We start from the raw sequence: 21,814 nt of genomic DNA, 5'->3' as shown, positions 1-21,814 counted from the left end.
TGGCTCCGGTGCTTACACGGCTTCCAGAACGGTGGCGATGCCCTGGCCGCCGCCGATGCACTGGGTGGCCAGCGCGAACTGCTTGCCTTCGCGCTTCAGCAGCGACGCGGCCTTGCCGGTGATGCGGGCGCCGGTGGCGCCCATCGGATGGCCCAGCGCGATGGCGCCGCCATCCAGGTTTACCTTGGCCATGTCGTAATTGGCCTGTTTCACGCAGGCCAGCGCCTGGGCGGCGAAAGCCTCGTTCAGCTCGACGATGTCGATGTCCTTCATCGACAGGCCGGCGCGCTTCAGCGCCTTTTCGGTTGCCGGCACCGGGCCGATGCCCATCAGCTCCGGCGCACAGCCGGCCACGGCGATCGACTTGATGCGGGCCAGCGGTTTCAGGCCATGGGCCTTGGCGAAATCCTCCGAGCAGACCAGCGTGGCCGAGGCGCCGTCGGTCAGCGGCGAGGAGGTGCCGGCGGTGACGGTGCCGGCGGCGTCAAAGGCCGGATTCAGGCCGGCCAGGCCTTCGGCGGTGGTGTCCGGACGGATGCAGCCATCCAGCTCGACGCGGTTGTTGCCGTCGACGATGGCGACGATCTCGTCCTTCAGCTTGCCGGCCTTCTGCGCGGCCGCGGCCTTGGCATGGCTTTCGACCGCCATCTGCTCCTGCGTCTTGCGGTCGATGCTGTACTTCTTGGCCAGGTTCTCGGCGGTGATGCCCATCGAGACATAGGCCTGCGGGTATTCCTGCAGCAGCTTGGGATTCGGCAGGGTGTTGAAACCGCCCATCGGCACGCGGGTCATGCTCTCGATGCCGGCGCAGATGAAGGCCTCGCCGGCATTCATCTGGATGGCGCCGGCGGCCTGGTGGATGCCCTGCATGGAGGAGCCGCAGAAGCGGTTCACCGTGGTGGCGGCGGCGTCCTGCGGGATGCCGGCCAGGAAGCTGATCAGGCGGGCGACATTCAGGCCCTGTTCGCCCTCGGGGAAGGCGCAGCCGACGATCACGTCCTCGATGGTCTTCGGGTCGACGCCGGTGCGCTCGAGCAATGCCTTGACCACCTGGGCGGCCAGGTCGTCAGGACGAACCTTGGTCAGGGCACCCTTGCGGGCCAGCGTGAAGGGCGAGCGGGCGTAGCCGGCGATCACCACGTTGCGCATCATGACGGCGTCTCCTTGGAATGCGGACGGACTTTATCTGGTTGTCGAAAAGCCCCGGGGAAGCCTCTTGTGGAGGGTCCCCGGGGAAAGCGGGGGTACGGCGGTGATTATTCCGCGACGTTGGCGAGTTCGCCGTGCGTCTGCACGAATTCCTTCAGCGTCACCGGCTGGCGGTCGCGCTCACGGGCCTTGAGGAATTCTTCCATCGTGCGAATGTCGTGTTTCAGCTCAAGCACGGCAGCCTCGATGTCGCGACGCTGCTGCTCCAGGGCGCCCAGGCGGTCGCGTGACCGCTTCAGGGTAAGACGGAGCTGTTCCAGTTGGCCATCGCCGAGATCGTAGAGGTCGATCATTTCGCGGATTTCGGCCAAGCTGAAGCCTAGGCGCTTGCCGCGCAGGATCAGTTGCAGGCGGGCGCGGTCGCGCTTGGTGTAGACCCGCATCATGCCCTGACGGGATGGATGCAGCAGGCCCTTGTCCTCATAAAAGCGGATCGCGCGGGCCGTGACTTTGAACTCGTGGGCCAGATCGGTGATCGTAAAGGTCTTTTCCGACACGGCATGCCTCCCATTGGGCTTGTTTTGTGAGTCGGCAGGGAGTCTTAGTTTACGTTTACGTAAACGTCAAACCGAATCTTGACGCCCCACCGGGTTTTCTAATTTTTACTGGTAATCCGGTATTTTTCTGATATTGTAGTCATAATCAAAACTGGAGGAAACCACTATGTCCGACAATCGGATTGCGACATACGGGGCATTCTGGCCGTTTTACCTGCGTGAGCATGCCAAACCGGTCACCCGCGCCTGGCATTATCTCGGCACCACCATCGGCCTGACCTGTCTGGCCATGGCGATCGGCACCGGCAACCTGCTCTGGCTGCTGGCTGGTCTGGTCTCGGGTTACGGTCCGGCCTGGATCGGCCATTTCTTCTTCGAGAAGAACAAGCCGGCCAGTTTCCGCTATCCCCTCTGGTCCTTCATTTCGGATTTCCGCATGTATTTTGCCTTTCTGAGTGGCAATCTGGGCCGCGAGCTGGCCAAGGCGCAGGCTGGGGCGCAGCAGGCTGGGACGGGAATCGAGGCGGTGCCGGCCGGGGAGGCCCCCGCAAGGCAGTGAGGGGCGGATCGAGGCCCAACGCAGCCCGCGATGGTCACGAAAACGCAACGGTTGACGTGCCAGTTTAACAATCGATGATGGCCGCAAGGCCAGCATGCAGCGGTCGGGTCGGCGCTGCCGGCCATGGCCGCTTGGGCGTCGCGTCTCGGGATTCACCAGCAATTATGCAAATCTACCTTCCCATCGCCGAGCTGTCCGTCAGCGTATGGCTGCTGCTCGGGCTCGGTGGGGCGGTGGGGTATCTGTCGGGCCTGTTCGGCGTCGGCGGCGGCTTCCTGCTCACGCCGCTGCTGATCTTCATCGGCGTGCCACCGCCGGTGGCGGTGGCCACCTCGGCCAACCAGGTGGTGGCGGCCAGCGTCTCAGCGGTCTATGCGCATTGGCGCAAAAGCAATGTCGATTTCAAGATGGGTACCGTGCTGCTGGTTGGCGGGCTGATCGGTTCCAGCTTCGGTGCCTATCTGTTCAGCGTGCTGAAGCGCATCGGCCATCTTGATGCGGTGATTGCGCTGTCATATGTGACGATCCTGGGCGTGATCGGCGCGCTGATGCTGACCGAAAGCCTGCATGCCCTGCGGCGCAAGCCGAATGGCGGCCAGCCGGTCAAGCGGCGTAAACGGCTGCATGACCATCCGGTCATCCGTGCCCTGCCGTTCAAGATGCGGTTCCGCAAATCGCAACTTTATATCAGCGCCCTGATGCCGCTCAGCCTTGGCGTGCTGGTCGGCATCCTGGCGGCAATCATGGGCGTTGGCGCCGGCTTCCTGCTGGTGCCGGCGATGATCTACCTGCTTGGCATGCCGACCGCCGTGGTGGTCGGCACCTCGCTATTCCAGATCATTTTCGTCACCGCCAATGTCACCATGCTGCACGCCATCACCACGCAGACGGTGGATGTGACATTGGCTTTGCTACTGCTGGTCGGCTCGGTGATTGGCGCGCAATATGGCGTGCGCCATGGCGCGCATCTGCGCGGCGAACAGGTGCGTGGTCTGCTGGCGGCCCTGGTGCTGGCGGTGGCGATTGCGCTCGCCTTCGAGCTGGTGCTGACGCCTGACGACCTCTATTCCCTCGAAGCCGGCGGTCCGCGATGATGCGTCTGGCCGCCTTATTTATGCTGCTGCCGGCCCTGCTTCTGGTTCCGGGTGGCGAAGCTCATGCCCAAGCAGCGCGTAACGCGCCACGCGGCCCGGTACCGGCCGATGCACCGCTGATCACCGACCTGTCCTCGCATCTGATCGCCATCACCTCCAGCTTCACCGGCACCGAACTGTTGCTGTTTGGCGCCATCGATGAGCCGGGCGAGGTGATCGTGGTGGTGCGCGGCCCGACCTCCACGTCAGTGGTGCGGCGCAAGCGCCAGACGCTGGGCCTGTGGCTGACGCGGCGCTCGGAAAGCTTCGATGGAGTGCCGGCCTATTATGCCGTGGCCAGCACGCGGCCGCTGGCCGAGATTGCGCCGCCCAGCCTGCTGCAGCGCCTGCAGATCGGCGCCAACACCCTGCGGTTCCGCTATATCGGCCGCCGCAACCCCGACGAAGTCAGTGAATTCCGCACTGCCATCGTGCGCCAGAAAACCCGCGAGGGGCTTTACCGCGACAATACCGGCGGCGTCGATTTTCTTGGCCCCAAGCTGTTCCGCACCGCGATCAGCTTTCCTGCCACCGTGCCGGTGGGCACCTACCAGACGGAAATCTATCTGGTGCGCGACGATCGTATTGTTGCCGCGCAATCGACGCCCCTGTTTATCGACAAGCAGGGCATCGAACAGGAAGTGTTCGATTTCTCACGGCATGAACCGGCGGTCTATGGCCTGGTCGCCGTGCTGCTGGCGGCCATCGCCGGCTGGCTGGCTGCAGTCGCATTCCGGCGCGGCTAAGCCGCTTCCGGCGCGCCGGAACTTGTGTCAATCTGTAGGCAGACCAAGTTGGAAGAGTGACGAGTGCCATGGACAAGGATACGCTTGAGCAGACCAGGCTCATGCTGCGCCGTTTCGTGCGCGAACGGCTGGTTCCCCTCGAAAAGCAGGTCGCAGATGAGGATCACATCCCCGATGAGATCCGCCGCGCCTGCGCTGAACTTGGCCTGTTCGGCCTGTCCATCCCTGAAGAATACGATGGCCTGGGGCTCAATCTGGCCGAGGAGATCGAACTGGTCTTCGAGCTGGGTTGGACCTCGCCAGCCTTCCGCAGCATGTTCGGCACCAATGTCGGCATCGGCAGCCAGGGCATCCTGATCGACGGCACCCCGGAGCAGAAACAGACCTGGCTGCCCCGGCTCGCCAGCGGCGAGGTGATCGCCTCCTTTGCCCTGACCGAACCGGATGCCGGCTCGGACGCGGCATCCGTACGTACCCGCGCCGAACGCCAGGGCGACCACTATGTCATCAACGGCGCCAAGCGCTACATCACCAACGCACCCTATGCCGGCATCTTCACCCTGATGGCGCGTACCGATCCCGATAACAAGGGCGCTGGCGGCGTCACCGCCTTCATCGTCGAGGCCGGCACACCCGGCATCACCATCGGCAAGCCCGACAGGAAGATGGGCCAGCGCGGCTCGCATACCGCCGATGTGATCTTTGACAATGCGAAAGTGCCGGCTGCCAATATCATCGGCGGCCGCGAGGGGCAGGGTTTCAAGACTGCGATGAAGGTGCTCGACCGCGGCCGCCTGCATATCTCGGCCATGTGTGTCGGCGCCGCCGAGCGGCTGATCCACGAGGCGGTCAGCTTCGCCCGCGAGCGCAGGCAGTTCGGTCAGCCGATTGCCGAATTCCAGCTGATCCAGGCCATGCTGGCCGACAGCCGTACGGAAGCTTATGCCGCGCGCTGCATGGTCCGCGATGCGGCGAAACGCTATGCGACCGGTGAGAATGTCTCAATGGAAGCCTCCTGCTGCAAATATTTTGCCTCCGAGATGGTCGGCCGCGTCGCCGATCGCGCGGTGCAGATCCATGGCGGCGCTGGCTATATGCAGGAATACGCCGTCGAACGCTTTTATCGCGATGTGCGGCTGTTCCGGCTCTACGAGGGCACCAGCCAGATCCAGCAGATCGTCATCGCCCGGCAGATGCTGCGCCAGGCCGAAGCCGGGGCCGAGGGCTGAGTCGTGCCGGAGGACGGACCCAGTCGCAGCGCGACCAAGACTGCGATTGTCCTGGTCGGCATCTGTTTCTTCCTGAACGCGCTATCGCGCGGTGTCGGCGAAACCTTCACTACCTTCCTCCTGGCGCTGACCGAGGAGTTCCAGGCCAACCGCGCCGATGTGGCGGCGATTTATTCGCTGCAGATGCTGCTGGCTGGCTGCAGCGCGCCACTGGCCGGCTACTGCTTCGACCGTTTCGGCCCGTTGCGCCTTTACATCGCCGGCCTCGCCATGCTGATGCTGGGATTGGTGCTGGCCTCTTTCGCCACCCAGCTCTGGCATTTGTATCTTTTCATCGGCGTCGGGGTTGGCAGCGCGGCGGCCTCGCTGGGCAACGCGCCGCACTCGGCCCTGCTGGCGCGCTGGTTCGAGGGTGCCAGACTCTCCCGGGCCATGAGTGTGGTCTATGCCGCGCTTGGCATGGGTTCGCTGATGCTGGTGCCGCTGGCGCAGTACGTGATTGAGACCTGGGGCTGGCGCGTTGCCTATCTCACGCTGGCCGGAATCGCCCTGCTAGCGTTGCCGGCCCTGCTGCTGCTGCACTGGCCCACGGTGCAGGCTGGCCGTATCCGGCTGCCGCAGCCCGTCGCAGACGCAGCGTCAGGCGCCATGGCCGGTGATGACTGGACTCTGGGCAAGGCGCTACACACGACCGCCTTCTGGGGACTGGCCTCGGTCTTCTTCTTCACCAGCGCCGGCATGTTCTCGGTGATGGTGCAGGCCGTGGCCTACCTGGTCGAACTGGGCTACGCGCCGCTGCAGGCGGCCTCGATCTACGGCCTGGTCGGCGTGCTGACCCCTATTGGCATTGTCGGTTTTGCCTGGCTGGATGGTCGCGTCGGCCGCCATGCCTCGGCGGCCCTGTCCTATGCCTTCAGCCTGGCCGGCCTGGCCGCGCTCTGGGCGCTGGAAGGTTGGCGCTCACCGGTGCTGCTGTGGCTGTTCGTGCTGCTGGTCGGCCTGTCATTCGGGGCCCGCGGCCCGATGGTGGGGGCGACGGCCGCCCGCATCTTCCAGGGCCGGCGCTTCGGGATGATCTTCGGCACTATCATGGTTGGTTCCGGCCTGGGCGTGTCGTCTGGCACCCTGATCGGCGCCAAGCTGCACGACCTGACCGGCGGCTATACCGCGGTTTTCCTGTTTGCCGCCGTCTGCGTCATTGCCGGCGCCCTGCCATTCTGGACCTATCGCTCGCTGCGCCGCTACGGGCCCTGATTTGGGGGATGACATGCGGGTATTGTATCCTGGCAATGATGCGTAACCGGACGGGTTGAAAGGTGGTCGGGAATCCCTATCATTTCGCCCAAAGTTTTTCGGCCTTACCCCTTACTTTCCGCCCGAAAGGACGTCCCGATGAGCAAGTTCGGCCAGAGCCAGCCGGTTCGCCGTGTCGAAGACCAGCGTTTCATCACCGGCAAGGGGCGCTATACCGACGATATCAACCTGCCCAGCCAGGTTTACGGCGTGATGCTGCGTTCGCCGCATGCCCATGCCAGGATTCTGAAGATCGACACGTCGGCTGCCCAGGCCGCCCCGGGCGTGCTGGCCGTCTATACCCATGCCGACCTGAAGGCCGCCAATATCGGCGACCTGCCCTGCACGATTCCGCTGAAGAACCGCGATGGCTCCATGCGCGCCGACCCGCCGCGCCCGGCGCTGGCCGATGGCATGGTGCGCCATGTCGGCGATCCGGTTGCTTTCGTGGTGGCGGAAACCGCTGCCCAGGCCCGTGATGCCGCCGAGATGATCGAGGTGGATTACGATGCCCTGCCGGCGGCGGCCGAACTGGCCACCGCGATGGAGCCGGGCCAGCCGCAGATCTGGCCGCAGGCGCCCAGCAACCGCGCCTTCGACTGGGAGATCGGCGACAAGGCCAGAATCGACGCGCTGTTCGCCTCGGCCGCCAAGACGGTGAAGCTGACGCTGGAAAACAACCGCATTGTCGTCGCCTCGATGGAGGCGCGCGTGGCGCTGGCCGCCTTCGACAAGGACAGCGGCCGCTTCACGCTTTACACGCCCACCCAGGGCGTGTGGGTGCAGAAGAAGCTGTTGGCCAAGATCCTCGGTCTGCCGGAAGAGAAATTCCATGTCGTCACGGGCGATGTTGGCGGCGGCTTCGGCATGAAGATCTTCATCTATCCCGAGCAGGTGATGACGCTGTTTGCGTCGCGTGCGCTCGGCCGGCCGGTGAAATGGACCTCGGATCGCGGCGAGGCTTTCCTGACCGATACCCATGGCCGTGCCAACCTGACCCATGCCGAGATGGCGCTGGACAAGGATCACAACTTCCTGGCCCTGCGCATCCACAACATCGCCGACATGGGCGCGTATCTCTCCACCTATGCGCCGATGATCCCCACCATGGCCGGCACCAAGGTGCTGTCCTCGGTCTATCGCTTCCAGGGCGTCTATTCGCGCGTCGAGGGCGTGTTCACCAACACCGTGCCGGTGGATGCCTATCGCGGCGCCGGCCGCCCGGAATCGAACTACATCATGGAACGCCTGATCGACGTGGCCGCCCGCGAGCTGGGCATCGACCGCGCCGAGCTGCGCCGCAAGAACTACATCCCGCCCACCGCCTTCCCGTGGACCAGCGCCATGGGGCTCACCTATGACTCGGGCGAATTCGAAAACACCTCCAATACTGCGCTCAAGGCCATCGACTGGGCCGGTTTCGAGGTTCGCCGCGCGGAAGCGAAGAAGCGCGGCAAGCGTCGCGGCATCGGCATGGCCTATTACCTGGAGGCCACCGGCGGCGCGCCGACCGAACGCGCCGAAATCCGCTTCGCCGAGGATGGTTTCGTCGAGGTCTATGTCGGCACCCAGTCGACCGGCCAGGGCCATGAAACCGCCTATACCCAGATCGTTGCCGAGCAGCTCGGCGTCGATTTCGACAAGGTCCGCATCCTGCAGGGCGATTCCGATGCCATCCCCACCGGCGGCGGCACCGGCGGCGCGCGGTCGCTGTATTCCGAGGGCGGCGCAATCCTGAAAGCCAAGGACGGCGTGGTCGAGAAGGGCAAGGTGGTGGCCGCTGACATGCTTGAGACGGCGGCCGGCGACATCGAGTTTGCCGCCGGTCGCTTCCGCGTCGCCGGCACCGACCGCGATATCGGCATCGTCGAGGTGGCGCAGGAAGCCCGCAAGCGCAGCAATGCCAAGGCCGGCGAAGCAGCCGGCCTCGATACCGCCGCCGACTGGCAGGTGCAGGCGATCACTTTCCCCAATGGCTGCCATGCCTGCGAGGTCGAGATTGATGAGGCCACCGGCGTGGCCGAGGTGGTGCGTTATGTGGTGGCCGACGACATGGGCAAGGTGATCAACCCCACCATCGTCAAGGGCCAGATCCATGGTGGCGTGGTGCAGGGCGTCGGCCAGGCGCTGTATGAAAACGTCGTCTACGATACCGACGGCCAGCTGCTAACCGGCAGCTTCACCGACTATTGCCTCCCGCGTGCCGACAACTTCCCCGAGATCGAGGTGATCCTCTGCGAGGTGCCGTGCAAGACCAATCCGCTGGGCGTCAAGGGCGCGGGCGAGGCGGGCGCTGTCGGTTCGGCCCCGGCCACGATCAGCGCCATCGTCGATGCGCTGGCTGATCTTGGCGTCAAGCATGTCGACATGCCGGCGACGCCGCAGAAGCTGTGGCGCATCCTCAGCGGCGGGGTGGCTCAGGCTGCCGAATAGGCGATCTGCAGGCGGTTCAGGCCGCGCACCACGATCGAATCGCTCCAGTCCGGCGGGGCGGCCAGTACGATGTCGCCCAGCCGCTCCAGCAGGATCGGGAAGGCGACTTGGCCTTCCAGCCGCGCCAGCGGCGCGCCCAGGCAGAAATGGATGCCAAAACCGAAGGTGACGTGGCGGCTGCTGTCGGCGCGCACGATGTCGAAGCGGTCCGGATCGCTGAACGCCTCTGGATCGCGGTTGGCTGATGCCAGCATCTGGAAGACACGCTCGCCCTTGCGCATGGTCCGGCCACGCAACTCGTAGTCCTCGGCCATCACGCGCACCTGGGCCAGCGACGGACCGTCCCAGCGCAGCATCTCCTCCACTGCATTGGCGACCAGGGCTGGGTCGTTGCGCCGGTCGCGCAGCATCTGCATCTGGTCGGGATGCCGCAGCAGGGCTAGCAGCCCATTGCCCAGCAGATGCGTGGTCGTTTCATGCCCGGCAAACAGCAGCAGCACGCAGGCGGCCACCAGTTCGTCGCGGTTCAGGAAGTCGCCGCGTTCGGCGGCCATCACCAGTCCGGTGGTGACGTCTTCGCGAGGTTGTTTGCGGCGCTCCTCCACCAGGGCGCCGAAATACTCATTCATTTCCACGACCGCGTCATTGGCGCGGACGTATTTGTCTGGCGAAAGCCGCGAGGTCAGCACGAAACTGCCCAGGTCGTCCGACCAGTGTTTCAGCAGATCCACATCCGCCTGCGGTACACCCAGCAGGGCGGCGATCACCGTGGCCGGCAGCGGATAGGCAAAGCTGCGGATGAAATCCGCCTCGCCTTTCTGCAGCAATTCATCCACCAGACCATGCACGATCGCCTCGATCCGCGGCCGCAGGGCGGCAACGGCAGACGAGGTGAAGGCCCGGTTCATCAGGCCACGCAGCCTTGTGTGGTCAGGCGGGTCATTGAACACGGCCCACAACGCCATATGGGTTTCCAGGTCGGTCAGGCCGCCGCGGGTATCGTCGGGCAGGTGAGCGAAGAAAGGACGCATCCGGTCGGACGACAGGCGGGGATCGCGCAGGGAGGCGCGGATATCGTCATGCCGGGTCAGCATCCAGCCGCCCAGCCGCTTGCTCCAATGCACCGGATCGTCCTGCCGCAGGCGGGCCAGCGCCGGATAGGGATCGGCAATCACGGCGGCATCATGGGCGTCAAACTGGATCGTCACCGCGTTATCCTCCCGCTCTTTTTTGCTATTCTGGCGCAGCATTTGAACGCGCCGGCCAGTATGGAGAGGATTCGATGGCTCGTGAATACCCTGCGCAACCGCTGGTCGGCCTGGGCGCCATCGTTTGGAAAGGCGGTAAGGTGCTGATGGTGCAACGCGGCAATCCGCCCCGCGCGGGCATCTGGAGCCTGCCGGGCGGGGCGCAGCATCTGGGCGAGACGGTCGCCCAGGGCATCCACCGGGAAATCGCCGAGGAGACGGGCGTCCGGATCGAACTACTTGGCCTGGTCGATGTCATTGATTCTGTCCACACGGCGGCTGATGGCCGGATCCTGTACCACTACACGATCATCGATTTCGCCGCCCGCTGGATTGCCGGCGAGGCGGTGGCCGGCGACGATGCCGCAGCCGTCGCCTGGGTCGATCCGGCCGACCTGGACCACCTGGATGTGTGGGAGGAGACCCAGAGAGTGATCGAAAAATCGCGCATCTGGCTCGGCTAGGACCGGTCTGGTTCTTTGCGCCTGCCCCGCCGTGTGGTTAAGTAGGTTCTGGGTTTCAGTTATTCTACCGGCAGGCGTGGGGGATGAATTTTCCAAAAGGCGCTGGGTCGCAATTCCAGCCCGCGAAATTCGAGGAACGCGGTACGGCCGTGGCCTTCACCACGCCGGCGCTCAGTCAGGCGCGCGTGCGCATGGACAGCCGCGACAACCTGGAACTTACCGTTTCGGCCTTTTCGGGCGTGAAGGGCAATTACGTCATCCGCTGGAAGGACGTGCCTGACATATTTTCGCTGACCATGCATGACCGCGCGCTGCAGGAAGCGATCCTTGCGCGCAATTCCTGCCTGCCGCCCGATATCCGCATGGCCATGCTGGAAACCGCCAAAACCGGTTTGGCCGGCCCGGAAGCGCAGCTCAGCGCGGAAGAGAGCCTGACCGAGGAGGAGAACGAGGTTCTGCTCACCCGCTACTATCTGTTCAAATCGGCGCTGGAGAAGCTCTCGGGCGGCGAGATGAAACTGAATGTATCGGATTTCACCACTGCCAGCGGGCGGGAGCGGATCAAGAGCGGCCTCGCCGGAATCGCCAAGGGACTGGGCATGACGGCCAACGAGCTCTACGAGCGTCTGGAACGCTGGGGCGGCTATCTCGCACCGCTCGGCATGCCGGGCATGCAGAAGGAGTGCCGGGTGCGGCGTCTGATCGGGGGCATTTCCGGCCTGGCCGACAGCCTGACCCAGTGGGCCGATACCGATAAATCGGAAGCGTCCTATCTGGCGCATGGCATCGCCAGGGTCGCGCTGTTCACCGAGGATTTTGCCCGCGACCTGGCTACAGCCGCTGTTCGCCCGGTCGAATATGCCGATCGCGTGCTGGCCAACTGGGATAAGGCGGTGGCCAATTTCCGGCAGGATATCGAGCGGTTATGGTGGACCGTCGATGGCTGGGAGTTCATCCTGCTGCTGTGGAAGGATGCCGAGGACCGCGACCGGGACAGTCAGCGCGCCGCGGTAACGGAAATTTATCGAGTTCTGCCGATTATCCCCGAGAAAGAAGCCATGAACCGTCCGAATCTGCGGGCCATGCAGGAAAGTACGCGCATGCAGGTGCGCGCGCTTGAAGGGTGGAATTCCGGGGTGCTCGATATCGAAATGATACGCCGCGTCGAAACCGTCAAACGGAGGCGGATATGAGCGATCTTGCTTCCGAGCTGCGCGATATCGAACGCAAGCTGTTCGAGATTCCGGACGAGAAGGTCGCGCAGCTCACCCTGCTGATCGAACGTTCGCGTGCCGTCGTGTTGTCGGCCGCGCTGGCGGATGCGGCGCTCGGCACCCTGCGCCCGCGCCTGGCCAAGACCCGGCCGCCGCGACATCTGACCCTGCAGCGCATTTTCTGCCATCCCTTTGAGGATCTGCTGATCCTGCCCGAGGACGGCGACAAGCAGTTCGGCCGTATCTCGCGCGCTTCCCTGGCGCCCTGCTGGGAGTTCATGCTGCAATGCCTGGATCAGGCGGCGGTGAAGGAACTCGAAGCCAGCCTGCGCGCCTCCCAGGCGCCGGCCATCGGCGCCACCGCCGATCCGCGCATCGCCAAGCTGGGCGCCACGCTCTGGGGTATCGCGGCGCGCCGCCTGCGCGAGGAAATCAGCCGCTGTGACAGCGAGCCGGCCTGGCGTGCCGAATTGGTCGCAAAACTGGGTGGCGAAACGGTCTTCCTCGATCTGGTCGACATGCTGGGCATGCTCGAGATCGCAGGACCGCTGGAGCAGCTGCGCGAGGAACTTTCGCCCAAGCCGGTCGGCAAGTTGCTCGACGAGCAGGTCGAGGCAATCAAGGAGCATTACAACGGACTTACCGCCAGTGGCGCCGGCCTGCCCGGGTACATGATCGCCTTCGTGCTGGCCCGCATGAGCAATCCGTTCCAGCTGCTGCCGATCATGGACGGCCTTGGCGACGTGCCGACCGGCATCGACGGGCTGAAGCCGGGCAAATATGCCCGCCGCATGATCGCTGGCGACAGCAAGCGTTTCTTCAAGGCGATCGGCCGCTCCGATGCCACCAAGCTGGAGGCTGGCAATATCGCCGGCATGGTCGATGACTTCGTCGGGATGATTGGCCGGCTCAAGGCCGACGGCATGGCCGAAGGCCCGCAGCCGGAAATGGAAGCGGCTGGCGCCAAGCTGCGCGACATGGTGCGCATCGGCGTGCTGGACGGCGCCGATGGCGCGATCCTGACCGCGCTGGAAGCTCCCGGCGCGATCGAGCCGGGCCAGGAAGCGGCGATCAAACAGGCGATCTTCGATGCCAAGGTGGCGGCCGAGAACCGCGTCTACGCCATCCAGAAGGTCGCCCGCGTGGCCGGCGAGATCGGCGCCGACAAGGATGTCGGCGCGACACTGAAGACGCTGGGTGGGCAGATCGAGCAGGGCGGCAGCACGCTGATCGCCGATATCAAGGCCGGCCGGCTGAACGGCCTGGGCAAGGAGGCCGCGCGCCAGCAGCTCTACGGCGCGGTGCGCATGCTGGAGCTGGTCAGCGGCGCCAATGTGGCCGCCAAGCTGATGAAAGACGGCCTCGCCGCCATCGACAAGATGCCTGGGTAGGTTCACGATACTTGTCGGGTGGCCTGGCGTACGGGAGCGGCCGATGAGCATGGACCAGGGTGATAATGCCGGTCGGAAGAAGCCGGGGCCCGCCGAAATCCGGCAAATCGTCAAACTGCATCATGACTACCGCAATGGCGTGCTGGGCGGTCGGCGCGCCAGCTTTGCTTTTCATGACCTGACAGGCGGCGTTTTCGCGGGCGCGGATCTCAGCGATGCGGATTTTACCGGCGCATCGTTGTATGGCGCCAATCTCGGTGGCTGCAATCTGGATCGCGCCCTCCTGTTCGGCGCCGATCTGCGTGGCGCCAACCTGATTGGCGCCAGTCTGGTGCGTGCCGATCTGCGCGGCGCGATGCTGCAGGGCGCGAACCTGACCAATGCCAACCTGTTCGATGCCGATCTGCGCGACGGCCTGATCGCCGAGCGCGATGCCCGCGGCAACATCGTGGCTAAGACCTTCGAAACCCGCATTCCGGCCGAGATGCAGGGCGCGCGCATGCGGGGCGCCAACCTGTCCAGCGCCAAGATGAGCGGCGCGATGGCCAACCACACGGATTTCACCGATGCGATCATGGTTGGCTGCAATCTGGTGCGGGCAAATCTGACCAATGCCAATCTGACCAATGCCAATCTGACGGATGCCGACCTGTCGGGGGCCACGCTGAAAGGCGCTGCCTTGACCAATGCCGTGCTGACGGGCGCCAAGACCGTGATGGCCGACCTGTCAGGCGCCGACGTCGCCGGGATGATCGGCGACAAGCCGGCCGGCAAGCCGCTCGATCAGCTCGGCATGCCGCCGGTGGAAGCATTGCGCCTGCATGCGTTATGGGTGACCAGCGGTGGTCGGGATGGCCGGCTGGTCGATTTCAGCGAATACGATCTGCGGCAGATCGGCAGTCTCTATAAGGCGCAGCTCACCGGCCTGATGGCGACCAAGGCGGTGTTTTTCGGCCTTAACATGGAAGGCGCCGCCCTGCAGGGCGCCCGCCTGACCGGTGCGGATCTGCGCAATTGCCGCCTGGTTGGCGCCGATCTGCGGGGCGCCAACCTGAAGGACGCCAAGCTGGCTTATGCGGATCTGCGCGATGCAGACCTGCGGCCGCTCGTGATCGCGCCCGACCGGCAGTTCCCTTGCCATCTCGATGGCGCCATGCTGCGCCATGCCGATCTGCGTGGCGCAAAGCTGGAAGGCGCCGTGCTGCGCAACGCGGATATGCAGGATGCCAACCTGGGTGGTACGGATTTGGCCGGCGCTGATCTTACCGACGCGATTGGCGTACCGGAGCGGAAATAGCGCGGTTCAGCGCGCCGAAGCTCGCGAAGCATAAGGCACGGCTTCGACTGCAAAATCACTCAAGTCGTTGGCTTCTCGTCCCAGCATGAGCGTGTCGGCGCCATCACGTTCGATGGCGGCGCGGATGTTGAAGGCCTGATGCGTATAGCCGTGTTTATCGCCAATGTGATAGAGCAGGCTGCCATTCTGGCGCTGGGTGCCGCCGGTCGGCACGGCGCGCATGCCCAGCAGCGGCAGATGGCCGATCTCGACATCCGCGAGTTTCTCCGCGATCAGCGCGGCGCGGGCCAGGAAACCCGGCGTGTCAAGAACGGCTTCCTTGGCGCCGGCTGGCAAGTCGCGGTTGAAGGCGCCGGCCAGAATCTGCCCCGGCAATGCCTTGGCGATGATGCGTGCCAGCGTGATCGTCACGTCGCCGACGATATACTCAAACCCGCGCGGCGTGGTGCCTTCCACCTGATGGTAGGAGAAATGGCTGCCGATGGAAAAAGCGGCGCGCAGGGTGGGCACCAGTCGCGCATTGCCTTTCTGCCGCGCCAATGCATTGTCGGCCAGGATCAGCAGCAGCGCCAGCCAGCAGCGCAGGTCGGCCTCGATGCCCTTGGCCCGGTTCCACACATAGAAGCCGTCGCCCACGGTGGAGCGCGCCAGCTCGGTGCGCAGGCCGGCATTGTTCATCCGCTTGACCGCGCTGTTGATCGAGTATTCCAGAGAGGAAAGCTGGGCCACTTGCTCCAGCGGCGTGTGCTTCGAAAAACTGACGATATCGAACAGGATTACCGCGCGGCTGGCGGTTTCCATCACCGCATAGCGTTTGACCAGATTCTCGATCAGCAGCGGATTGACCTCGCCCTTGGCGCCGCCGATCGAAAACGGCAGCTCCATCTGCACGGCGCGGGCACGCAGGGCTTTGCAGGTATCGGCGAAGGTGCGTGGGCCCATCAGCCGCTTGCCGCGGATCAGCCGCGGCAGCTCGGCGGCGCGGCCCAGTACGTTATAAGGCTCGGAAAAGCAGAAACTGATGCGGCTGCCCTGATGGGTCCAGCCGGCGACGATGGTTTTTCCCAGTCGCCAGGATGAATGCAGGACGAAATCGATTTCCCGCATGCCCTGACGCACGGCATCGGCTTCGCTCATCCTGCAGCCTCATCCCCCAATGCAGCGCTTCTGCCGGCGCTGCTCCCGGCTGGGATATCTTACGAGCGTGGCTGGCTGCGCGCCAGACTGATCAGCGCGCTGGTGGCGGCATCATGGAGATGTTGCGCGGCGGCGTCGGTCAGCTCCTCCAGGATCGGCTTGGCAAGCTGCTTGCCAAGCTCGACGCCCCACTGGTCGAAGGAATTCACGCCCCAGAGGATACCCTGCACGAAGATCTTGTGCTCGTAGAGGGCGATCAGCATACCGAAATGGTATGGGTCGAGCTTTGGCAGCGCAATGGTGGTGCTTGGCCGGTTGCCGGGGAACACCTTGTGCGGCGCCAGCATGGCCACCTGCTCAGGGCTCAGGCCGGCCGCGTGCAGTTCGACCTCGGCCTCGGCCCGGGTGCGGCCGCGCATCAGCGCCTCGGCCTGGGCGAAGGCATTGGCCAGCAGGATGTCGTGATGACGGCCCAGCGGATAACGCGACTTCAGCGGCACGATGAAATCAGCGGCCACCGGCTGCGGTCCTTGGTGCAGCAGCTGATAGAAGGCATGCTGACCGTTGGTGCCCGGTTCGCCGAACACGATCGGTCCGGTGGCATAGCCGAGCGGCCGGCCCCAGCGGTCGACGCTCTTGCCGTTGCTCTCCATGTCGGCCTGCTGCAGATAGGGCGCCAGCTTGCACAGGCTCTGGTCGTAGGGCAGCACGGCCAGGCTGGTGAGGCCGAGGAAGTTGATGTTCCACACGCCAGCCAGCGCCATCAGTACTGGCAGGTTCTCGTGCAGGGGTGCGCCGACAAAATGCCGGTCCATTGCGTGCGCGCCGGCCAGCAGGCTGCGGAAATTCTCCATGCCGATGCCCAGCGCGATGGGGAAACCGATCGCCGACCACAGCGAATAGCGGCCGCCGACCCAGTCCCAGAATTGCAGCACCTGATGAGGCGGAATGCCGAACTTGCCGGGCACCGCAGTATTGGCCGAGATGCCCATGAAATGCCGCGGCCAGTCGATGATGCCGGGGCCGAGTTTTTCCTGCAGCCAGGCTCGTGCCGTCTCGGCATTGGCCATGGTTTCCTGGGTGGTGAAGGTTTTCGACGCCACCACGAACAGGGTGGTCTCCGCCTCGCACTTCTCCAGCGTGCGCGCGATGTCGGTGCCATCCACGTTACTGACGCAGTGGACCGCGATATCGGTGTCGCGGTCGGCATTCAGGGCTTCCAGCGCCATGCGCGGACCGAGGTCGGAACCGCCGATTCCCATGCAGACCACATGACGGAACGGCTTCTCGGTGATGCCGCGCCAGCTGCCGTCGCGGATCGCGGCGATAATCTCGGCCATGCGCTCCAGCTCGCGCTGCACCTGTGCGACGATATCGATGTCATCCACGGTCAGGGTCGCATCGGCCGGCAGGCGCAGCGCGGTATGCAGCACCGCGCGATCTTCGGTGATGTTGATGTGCTCACCGCGCAGCATGCGGTCGCGCCAGGTTTCCACCTGCGCCTCGCGGGCCAGATCGAGCAGCAGTTCGAGCGTTTCGGCCTCGATGCGCTGGCGTGACAGATCAAGCAGCAGGTCGCCGCAGCGGAACGAGAGTTTGGCAAACCGTTCGGAATCGGCGATGAACAGGTCGCGCAGGTGATGATTGCGCACCGCTGTGGCGTGCGCCACAAGGGCGCGCCAAGCGGCGGTCTGGTCGATCGGCGGCGGCAATGTCATTTCTCCTCCGTCGGTTCGTTCTGCTTTATGTTATCACGTCAGGGCCGCGGCGCCCGCTGGCCGCGCGCAGGCCGGTCATGTGCTCGGCGAAATCCACCAACGGGGCGATCCGCGCCTGCACGTCGTCGCGCTGGCGCGCCGGGTCGGCTTCGAACAGCTCGAAATACAGCCGCACGGTGGCGCCTTCGGTGCCGGTGCCCGACAGGCGGGCGATCACGCGCGCCTGCTCGCCGCAGACCACGCGCAGGCCCTGGCCCGTGCTGATCGACTGGTCGATGGGATCGGTATAGGCAAAATCATCGGCGGTGGTAACGACAAGCCCGCCGATCCGGTTCCCCGGCAGGCTGGGCAGCGCGTCGCGCAGGCGTTGCAAAGCTGCCGCCGCGATCCCGGCATCGACGGCCTCGTAATCATGGCGGCTGTAGTAATGCCGGCCGAAGCGGCGCCAATGGGTCGTCAGCAGCGAGGCAACCGTTTCGCCCGGCTTCACGGCCAGCAGGTTGAGCCAGAACAGCACGGCCCACAGGCCGTCTTTTTCGCGCACATGGGCCGACGACGTGCCGTAGCTTTCCTCGCCGCACAGCGTGATGCGGCCGGCATCCAGCAGGTTGCCGAAGAATTTCCAGCCAGTCGGCGTCTCGAAGGAGGCGATGCCGAGGCCAGCGGCCACCGCATCGGCGGCGCGGCTGGTCGGCATCGACCGCGCGACGCCGGCAAGGCCTTTGGCATAACCGGGTACCAAAGTCGCATTGGCGGCCAGCACGGCGAGGCTGTCGCTGGGCGAGACCGCGATGCCGCGGCCCAGGATCATGTTGCGGTCGCCGTCGCCGTCGGAGGCGGCGGCAAAATCCAGCCGGGCTTCCAGCACGGTTTCGCGGTACAGCGCCTCGGCATGAGCTGGGTTGGGGTCAGGATGGTGGCCGCCGAAATCTTCCTTCGGCTCGGCATTGATCACGGCATCTGCCGGTGCGCCCAGCATCTCGACCAGCAGGCGTTTAGCATAAGGCCCGGTCACCGCATGCATGGCGTCAAACCGGAAGCGGAAATCCGGCCGCCGGATCAGCGCACGGATGGCCTCGAAATCGAACAGGGTTTCCTGCAACGCGGCGTAATCGTCCACCGGATCAATCACTTCCACTGCCATGCCGTTGATATGCTGCAGGCTGACATGATCGAGGTCGAGGTCATGATGGTCGAACACGCGATAGCGTTCGATCTGTGTGGTGCGCCGGTAGATCGCCTCGGTCACGCTCTCGGGCGCCGGGCCGCCATTGCCGATATTGAACTTGATGCCGAAATCGCCGTCCGGTCCGCCGGGGTTGTGGCTGGCTGACAGCACTAGGCCACCCTGGGCGCCATGGCGGCGGATCACCGCGCTGGCCGCCGGCGTGGAGAGAATGCCGGCGCGGCCGACCAACGCGCGGGCGATGCCGTTGGCGGCGGCCATGCGCAGGATCACCTGGATGGCCTGGCGGTTGAAGAAGCGCCCGTCGCCACCCAGCACCAGCGTGCCGCCGCGCAGATCAGCCTGGGTATCGAATACCGATTGCACGAAGGCTTCCAAATAGCCCGGCTGGCGGAACACCATCACCTTCTTGCGCAGGCCGGACGTGCCCGGTTTCTGCCCGTCGAACGGCGTGATCGCAATCTCGTGCGGACTCATTGGCAGGAATCCTGGTTCAGCGCGGCACGCGGCTGACCAGATCGTAGCGCGCGCCGGTCCTGGCCATCAGAATCACGGTGTGCAGGCGGGCGAAACCCTTTTCGATGGTCACGCCGCGGCAGAGCGGGCCGGAATTGATTCCGGAGGCGACGAAGATGGCGTCGTCGCTCTTCACCAGTTCGTCCCCGCTCATCCACTTGCCGCTGTCGAGGCCGAATTCCTTCACCTTGACGGATTCTTCCTCGCCCTGCGGATCGACGCGGCCGAAGAACTCGCCGCCCAGCGCCTTGGTGAAGATCGCTGTGATCACGCCTTCGGGCGAGCCGCCGGTGCCGAACAGGGCATCGACATTCTGGCCCTTCTGCAACGCCATGAAGGCGCCGGCCACGTCGCCGTTTTCCTGCAGCATGGTGCGGGCGCCGGCGTCGTGGATGTCCTTGATCATCGCATGGTGCCGCTTGCGGTTCAGCACGAAGATGCGCAGTTCCGAGATTGGCTTGTTCAGCGCGGCTGACAGCGCCTCCAGTTTTTTCTTCACCGGCCAGGTCGGATCGACCTTGCCCTTGGCGGCGGCCGGCAGGACCAGTTTGTCCATATAGAAACTGGGGCCGAGATCGAACATCGCGCCGCGTGGCGCCAGGGCGAACACGGCCATCGAATTGTCGACGCCGTTGGCCATGTTGGTTGTGCCCTCGATCGGATCGACGGCGATTTCGATCTCGGGTTCACCCCCGAGCGCAGCCTGGCCGATGCGCTCGCCGCGATACAGCAGGGGGGCATGATCCTTCTCGCCCTCGCCGATCATCACCACGGCATTGATGTTGATCTGACCCAGCGCCTTGCGCATGGCATCCACGGCGGCGCCGTCGCCTTCTTCCTTTTTGCTGCGGCCGACCCAGTCATAGGAGGCCAGCGCGGCGGCCTCGGTGACGAGACGCAGGGCGAACGGGAAATCGGCGCGGTCGAAGGGACCGGGACGGGTGCTCATGGGTGAAACTCCGAGGCAGCAGAGATCGGATCGGGCCGGTTGGTCCGGGCGGTTTATTCCTTGGAAATACGGCAAAAACCGGGCGAGGCCAAGACGGAGGCGGCCTTTTTCGCGGTATTGTTTTGCGCCTTATTGGTCAAACCGCCGGCGCCAGAAATCCTGGCTCTGCCGTTCGCCCACGTCGCAACCTTTCGGATACTGGTCGCCGGATTGTGCGCGTTGCAGCAGGGCAGGTGCTTTTTTGACTTTCGTTGCCGGTTTTTGGGCGATTTCCAGGATCAGCTTGCGCCGCACCGCCTCGCCGAAGGTGTCAAAACTCTCCGCCACCACCATGAAAGAGCCCGGCCCGCCGATCACGCAGCCCTCGTAATAACGGTCCAGATCCTCCAGCATCGGGAAGCCCCAGGTATTCTGCTTGCCGTTCATGATCGGCAGGCCGTTGATCACGATGCCAGCGGCTAGCGCCTTGTCGCGCGCCAGGTCGACCGGGCCGCCATCGTTGTTCGGCCCGTCGCCCGAGATGTCCAGCACCTGCCGCACTCCCTTGTAGGGTCCGCTGCCGAAGCGGGGGATGGCATAGAGGATAGCGCCAGTGATGCTGGTGCGCCGCGCGGTGCGGATCGGATGCTCAACCAGCCGGCGGGCCACGGCCTCGGCGCTGGCTTGGTCGGAAACCAGTGCCCAGTCCAGCACATCGCCCTGGGTGTAGCTGTCGGCCCATTCGAAATAGGCAAGTGCGATTTTGCCGTGGATGCCGCCGCGGATCGCCTTCACCACGGCCGGATGCATGATGGCCTTGGCATAGCCATCACGTTGCAGCCGTGCCTCGTCGGGATCGATACTGCCGGAAATGTCGACGGCCAGCAGCAATTCCAGATCGACCGGGATTTTCTCCGCTGCTCCTGCATCCATTGCCGGAAGCGCCGGAACCAACCCCGTGAGCCACGCCAGCACCAGAAGAGCCGGGAGCCTGAACCGCATGGCATGAAGCTAGTACGGCTGCGACATTGCGTCCATCGCAGACTTGAATCCAGCCCGGCCGACACTGGACAAGCCGGCCGGCCCTGCCGATGTTACAGCCATGAGCAGCGCATCCCGTCTCTATGATGTTGCCGTGATCGGCGGTGGCCTGGCCGGCCTGACCCAGGCTATCGCCTTGGCCCGTCACGGCCTTTCGGTCACCGTCATCGACCGGGAAGACCCGGCCCGTGCCTTGGCCGCCGGTTTCGATGGCCGGGTTTCGGCCATCGCACTCGCCTCACAGCGCATGCTGGAGGGGATCGGGCTCTGGGCCCATGTCGCCGAAGCCCAGCCAATGTGGGATATCCGCGTCTCCGACGGCGACTCGCTGCTCTTCGTGCATTACGACCATCGTGAGTTGGGCGACCAGCCCTTCGGCTACCTGGTCGAGAACCGGGTGATGCGCCAGGCCCAGCAGGCCGCCATTGCCGGCCTGTCAAAACTCGACCTGATGGCGCCGATGACGGCGGCCAATATCGAATATGGTGCCGCCGGTGCCGGCGCGCCGGCGCGACTTGTTTTGGCCGATGGCCGCCAGATCGAGGCCCGGCTGGTGATCGGCGCCGATGGCCGGCA

At 64.8% G+C, this 21,814-nt stretch carries 19 protein-coding genes; 11 read left to right on the top strand and 8 right to left on the bottom strand.

The annotated features are described in order from the left end of the window. Positions 1–12: 12 nt before the first annotated feature. Entirely contained in the window at positions 13–1,149 is a 1,137-nt protein-coding gene (locus tag Q1J79_RS08620) for a thiolase family protein (RefSeq protein ID WP_300299292.1), read from the bottom strand. A 107-nt stretch (positions 1,150–1,256) separates the two neighbouring features. Beyond that, entirely contained in the window at positions 1,257–1,706 is a 450-nt protein-coding gene (locus Q1J79_RS08615; protein ID WP_300299250.1) for a MerR family DNA-binding transcriptional regulator, read from the bottom strand. 166 nt (positions 1,707–1,872) lie between these two features. Between Q1J79_RS08615 and Q1J79_RS08610 the strand changes: the two genes are divergently transcribed. From Q1J79_RS08610 to Q1J79_RS08585, 6 genes are all read left to right on the top strand, one after another. Beyond that, positions 1,873–2,265 carry a DUF962 domain-containing protein gene (locus tag Q1J79_RS08610; protein ID WP_300299248.1) on the top strand — a complete coding sequence of 131 codons (393 nt, stop codon included), beginning with the start codon at positions 1,873–1,875 and terminating at the stop codon, positions 2,263–2,265. Between the two features lie 164 nt (positions 2,266–2,429). Further along, positions 2,430–3,359, top strand: coding sequence for a sulfite exporter TauE/SafE family protein (locus Q1J79_RS08605; protein ID WP_300299246.1), 930 nt, complete (start codon positions 2,430–2,432; stop codon positions 3,357–3,359). After that, the gene (locus Q1J79_RS08600) at positions 3,356–4,144 is read left to right on the top strand and encodes a TIGR02186 family protein (RefSeq protein ID WP_300299244.1); all 789 of its coding nucleotides are present in this window, start codon (positions 3,356–3,358) and stop codon (positions 4,142–4,144) included. Before Q1J79_RS08605 ends, Q1J79_RS08600 begins: the two co-directional genes overlap by 4 nt. Before the next feature lie 68 nt (positions 4,145–4,212). Then, positions 4,213–5,373: an acyl-CoA dehydrogenase family protein gene (locus tag Q1J79_RS08595; RefSeq protein WP_300299242.1), complete on the top strand. Its 1,161-nt coding sequence runs from the start codon at positions 4,213–4,215 to the stop codon at positions 5,371–5,373. A gap of 3 nt (positions 5,374–5,376) precedes the next feature. Continuing rightward, positions 5,377–6,627, top strand: coding sequence for an MFS transporter (locus Q1J79_RS08590; protein WP_300299240.1), 1,251 nt, complete (start codon positions 5,377–5,379; stop codon positions 6,625–6,627). A gap of 138 nt (positions 6,628–6,765) precedes the next feature. Beyond that, complete coding sequence (locus Q1J79_RS08585; protein WP_300299238.1) at positions 6,766–9,099, top strand: xanthine dehydrogenase family protein molybdopterin-binding subunit; 2,334 nt, start codon at positions 6,766–6,768, stop codon at positions 9,097–9,099. Here the strand turns inward: Q1J79_RS08585 and Q1J79_RS08580 are convergent. Beyond that, positions 9,084–10,307, bottom strand: coding sequence for a cytochrome P450 (locus tag Q1J79_RS08580; RefSeq protein WP_300299236.1), 1,224 nt, complete (start codon positions 10,305–10,307; stop codon positions 9,084–9,086). The genes Q1J79_RS08585 and Q1J79_RS08580 overlap by 16 nt on opposite strands. Before the next feature lie 74 nt (positions 10,308–10,381). Between Q1J79_RS08580 and Q1J79_RS08575 the strand changes: the two genes are divergently transcribed. The 4 genes from Q1J79_RS08575 to Q1J79_RS08560 all read left to right on the top strand — a co-directional run bounded on the left by Q1J79_RS08575 (position 10,382) and on the right by Q1J79_RS08560 (position 14,712). After that, on the top strand, positions 10,382–10,810 hold the full coding sequence (locus Q1J79_RS08575; RefSeq protein WP_300299234.1) for an NUDIX hydrolase: 429 nt from the start codon (positions 10,382–10,384) through the stop codon (positions 10,808–10,810). 83 nt (positions 10,811–10,893) lie between these two features. Next, positions 10,894–12,003 carry a hypothetical protein gene (locus Q1J79_RS08570; RefSeq protein WP_300299232.1) on the top strand — a complete coding sequence of 370 codons (1,110 nt, stop codon included), beginning with the start codon at positions 10,894–10,896 and terminating at the stop codon, positions 12,001–12,003. Then, on the top strand, positions 12,000–13,415 hold the full coding sequence (locus Q1J79_RS08565) for a hypothetical protein (protein ID WP_300299230.1): 1,416 nt from the start codon (positions 12,000–12,002) through the stop codon (positions 13,413–13,415). Before Q1J79_RS08570 ends, Q1J79_RS08565 begins: the two co-directional genes overlap by 4 nt. Positions 13,416–13,458: 43 nt before the next feature. After that, complete coding sequence (locus Q1J79_RS08560; RefSeq protein WP_300299228.1) at positions 13,459–14,712, top strand: pentapeptide repeat-containing protein; 1,254 nt, start codon at positions 13,459–13,461, stop codon at positions 14,710–14,712. A 6-nt stretch (positions 14,713–14,718) separates the two neighbouring features. Here Q1J79_RS08560 and Q1J79_RS08555 read toward each other — a convergent pair whose 3' ends face one another. The 5 genes from Q1J79_RS08555 to Q1J79_RS08535 all read right to left on the bottom strand — a co-directional run bounded on the left by Q1J79_RS08555 (position 14,719) and on the right by Q1J79_RS08535 (position 21,130). After that, positions 14,719–15,849: a hypothetical protein gene (locus Q1J79_RS08555; protein WP_300299226.1), complete on the bottom strand. Its 1,131-nt coding sequence runs from the start codon at positions 15,847–15,849 to the stop codon at positions 14,719–14,721. A 59-nt stretch (positions 15,850–15,908) separates the two neighbouring features. Continuing rightward, positions 15,909–17,567 carry a glucose-6-phosphate isomerase gene (gene pgi / locus Q1J79_RS08550; protein ID WP_300299224.1) on the bottom strand — a complete coding sequence of 553 codons (1,659 nt, stop codon included), beginning with the start codon at positions 17,565–17,567 and terminating at the stop codon, positions 15,909–15,911. 25 nt (positions 17,568–17,592) lie between these two features. Then, the gene (locus Q1J79_RS08545; RefSeq protein ID WP_300299222.1) at positions 17,593–19,230 is read right to left on the bottom strand and encodes an alpha-D-glucose phosphate-specific phosphoglucomutase; all 1,638 of its coding nucleotides are present in this window, start codon (positions 19,228–19,230) and stop codon (positions 17,593–17,595) included. Positions 19,231–19,246: 16 nt separating this feature from the next. Beyond that, entirely contained in the window at positions 19,247–20,218 is a 972-nt protein-coding gene (glpX, locus tag Q1J79_RS08540; RefSeq protein WP_300299220.1) for a class II fructose-bisphosphatase, read from the bottom strand. Between the two features lie 129 nt (positions 20,219–20,347). After that, positions 20,348–21,130 carry a DUF1194 domain-containing protein gene (locus Q1J79_RS08535; protein WP_300299218.1) on the bottom strand — a complete coding sequence of 261 codons (783 nt, stop codon included), beginning with the start codon at positions 21,128–21,130 and terminating at the stop codon, positions 20,348–20,350. A gap of 169 nt (positions 21,131–21,299) precedes the next feature. Between Q1J79_RS08535 and Q1J79_RS08530 the strand changes: the two genes are divergently transcribed. Further along, on the top strand, positions 21,300–21,814 hold a 515-nt coding region (locus Q1J79_RS08530; RefSeq protein WP_300299216.1), incomplete at its 3' end, for an FAD-dependent oxidoreductase.

The sequence above is a fragment of the Ferrovibrio sp. genome (assembly GCF_029255545.1).
Lineage (GTDB): Bacteria > Pseudomonadota > Alphaproteobacteria > Ferrovibrionales > Ferrovibrionaceae > Ferrovibrio.
Note: the sequence above shows the minus strand (reverse complement) of the source record. Positions and strands in the feature narration are given on the sequence as shown.

What these genes read in the sequence shown, in the direction of transcription:
- Q1J79_RS08620 (WP_300299292.1), bottom strand. Translation starts at nt 1,149, where the DNA reads ATGCGCAACGTGGTGATCGCCGGCTACGCCCGCTCGCCCTTCACGCTG.
- Q1J79_RS08545 (WP_300299222.1), bottom strand. Translation starts at nt 19,230, where the DNA reads ATGAGTCCGCACGAGATTGCGATCACGCCGTTCGACGGGCAGAAACCG.
- Q1J79_RS08535 (WP_300299218.1), bottom strand. Translation starts at nt 21,130, where the DNA reads ATGGATGCAGGAGCAGCGGAGAAAATCCCGGTCGATCTGGAATTGCTG.
- glpX (WP_300299220.1), bottom strand. Translation starts at nt 20,218, where the DNA reads ATGAGCACCCGTCCCGGTCCCTTCGACCGCGCCGATTTCCCGTTCGCC.
- Q1J79_RS08560 (WP_300299228.1), top strand. Translation starts at nt 13,459, where the DNA reads ATGAGCATGGACCAGGGTGATAATGCCGGTCGGAAGAAGCCGGGGCCC.
- Q1J79_RS08565 (WP_300299230.1), top strand. Translation starts at nt 12,000, where the DNA reads ATGAGCGATCTTGCTTCCGAGCTGCGCGATATCGAACGCAAGCTGTTC.
- Q1J79_RS08585 (WP_300299238.1), top strand. Translation starts at nt 6,766, where the DNA reads ATGAGCAAGTTCGGCCAGAGCCAGCCGGTTCGCCGTGTCGAAGACCAG.
- pgi (WP_300299224.1), bottom strand. Translation starts at nt 17,567, where the DNA reads ATGACATTGCCGCCGCCGATCGACCAGACCGCCGCTTGGCGCGCCCTT.
- Q1J79_RS08555 (WP_300299226.1), bottom strand. Translation starts at nt 15,849, where the DNA reads ATGAGCGAAGCCGATGCCGTGCGTCAGGGCATGCGGGAAATCGATTTC.
- Q1J79_RS08570 (WP_300299232.1), top strand. Translation starts at nt 10,894, where the DNA reads ATGAATTTTCCAAAAGGCGCTGGGTCGCAATTCCAGCCCGCGAAATTC.
- Q1J79_RS08605 (WP_300299246.1), top strand. Translation starts at nt 2,430, where the DNA reads ATGCAAATCTACCTTCCCATCGCCGAGCTGTCCGTCAGCGTATGGCTG.
- Q1J79_RS08610 (WP_300299248.1), top strand. Translation starts at nt 1,873, where the DNA reads ATGTCCGACAATCGGATTGCGACATACGGGGCATTCTGGCCGTTTTAC.
- Q1J79_RS08575 (WP_300299234.1), top strand. Translation starts at nt 10,382, where the DNA reads ATGGCTCGTGAATACCCTGCGCAACCGCTGGTCGGCCTGGGCGCCATC.
- Q1J79_RS08595 (WP_300299242.1), top strand. Translation starts at nt 4,213, where the DNA reads ATGGACAAGGATACGCTTGAGCAGACCAGGCTCATGCTGCGCCGTTTC.
- Q1J79_RS08600 (WP_300299244.1), top strand. Translation starts at nt 3,356, where the DNA reads ATGATGCGTCTGGCCGCCTTATTTATGCTGCTGCCGGCCCTGCTTCTG.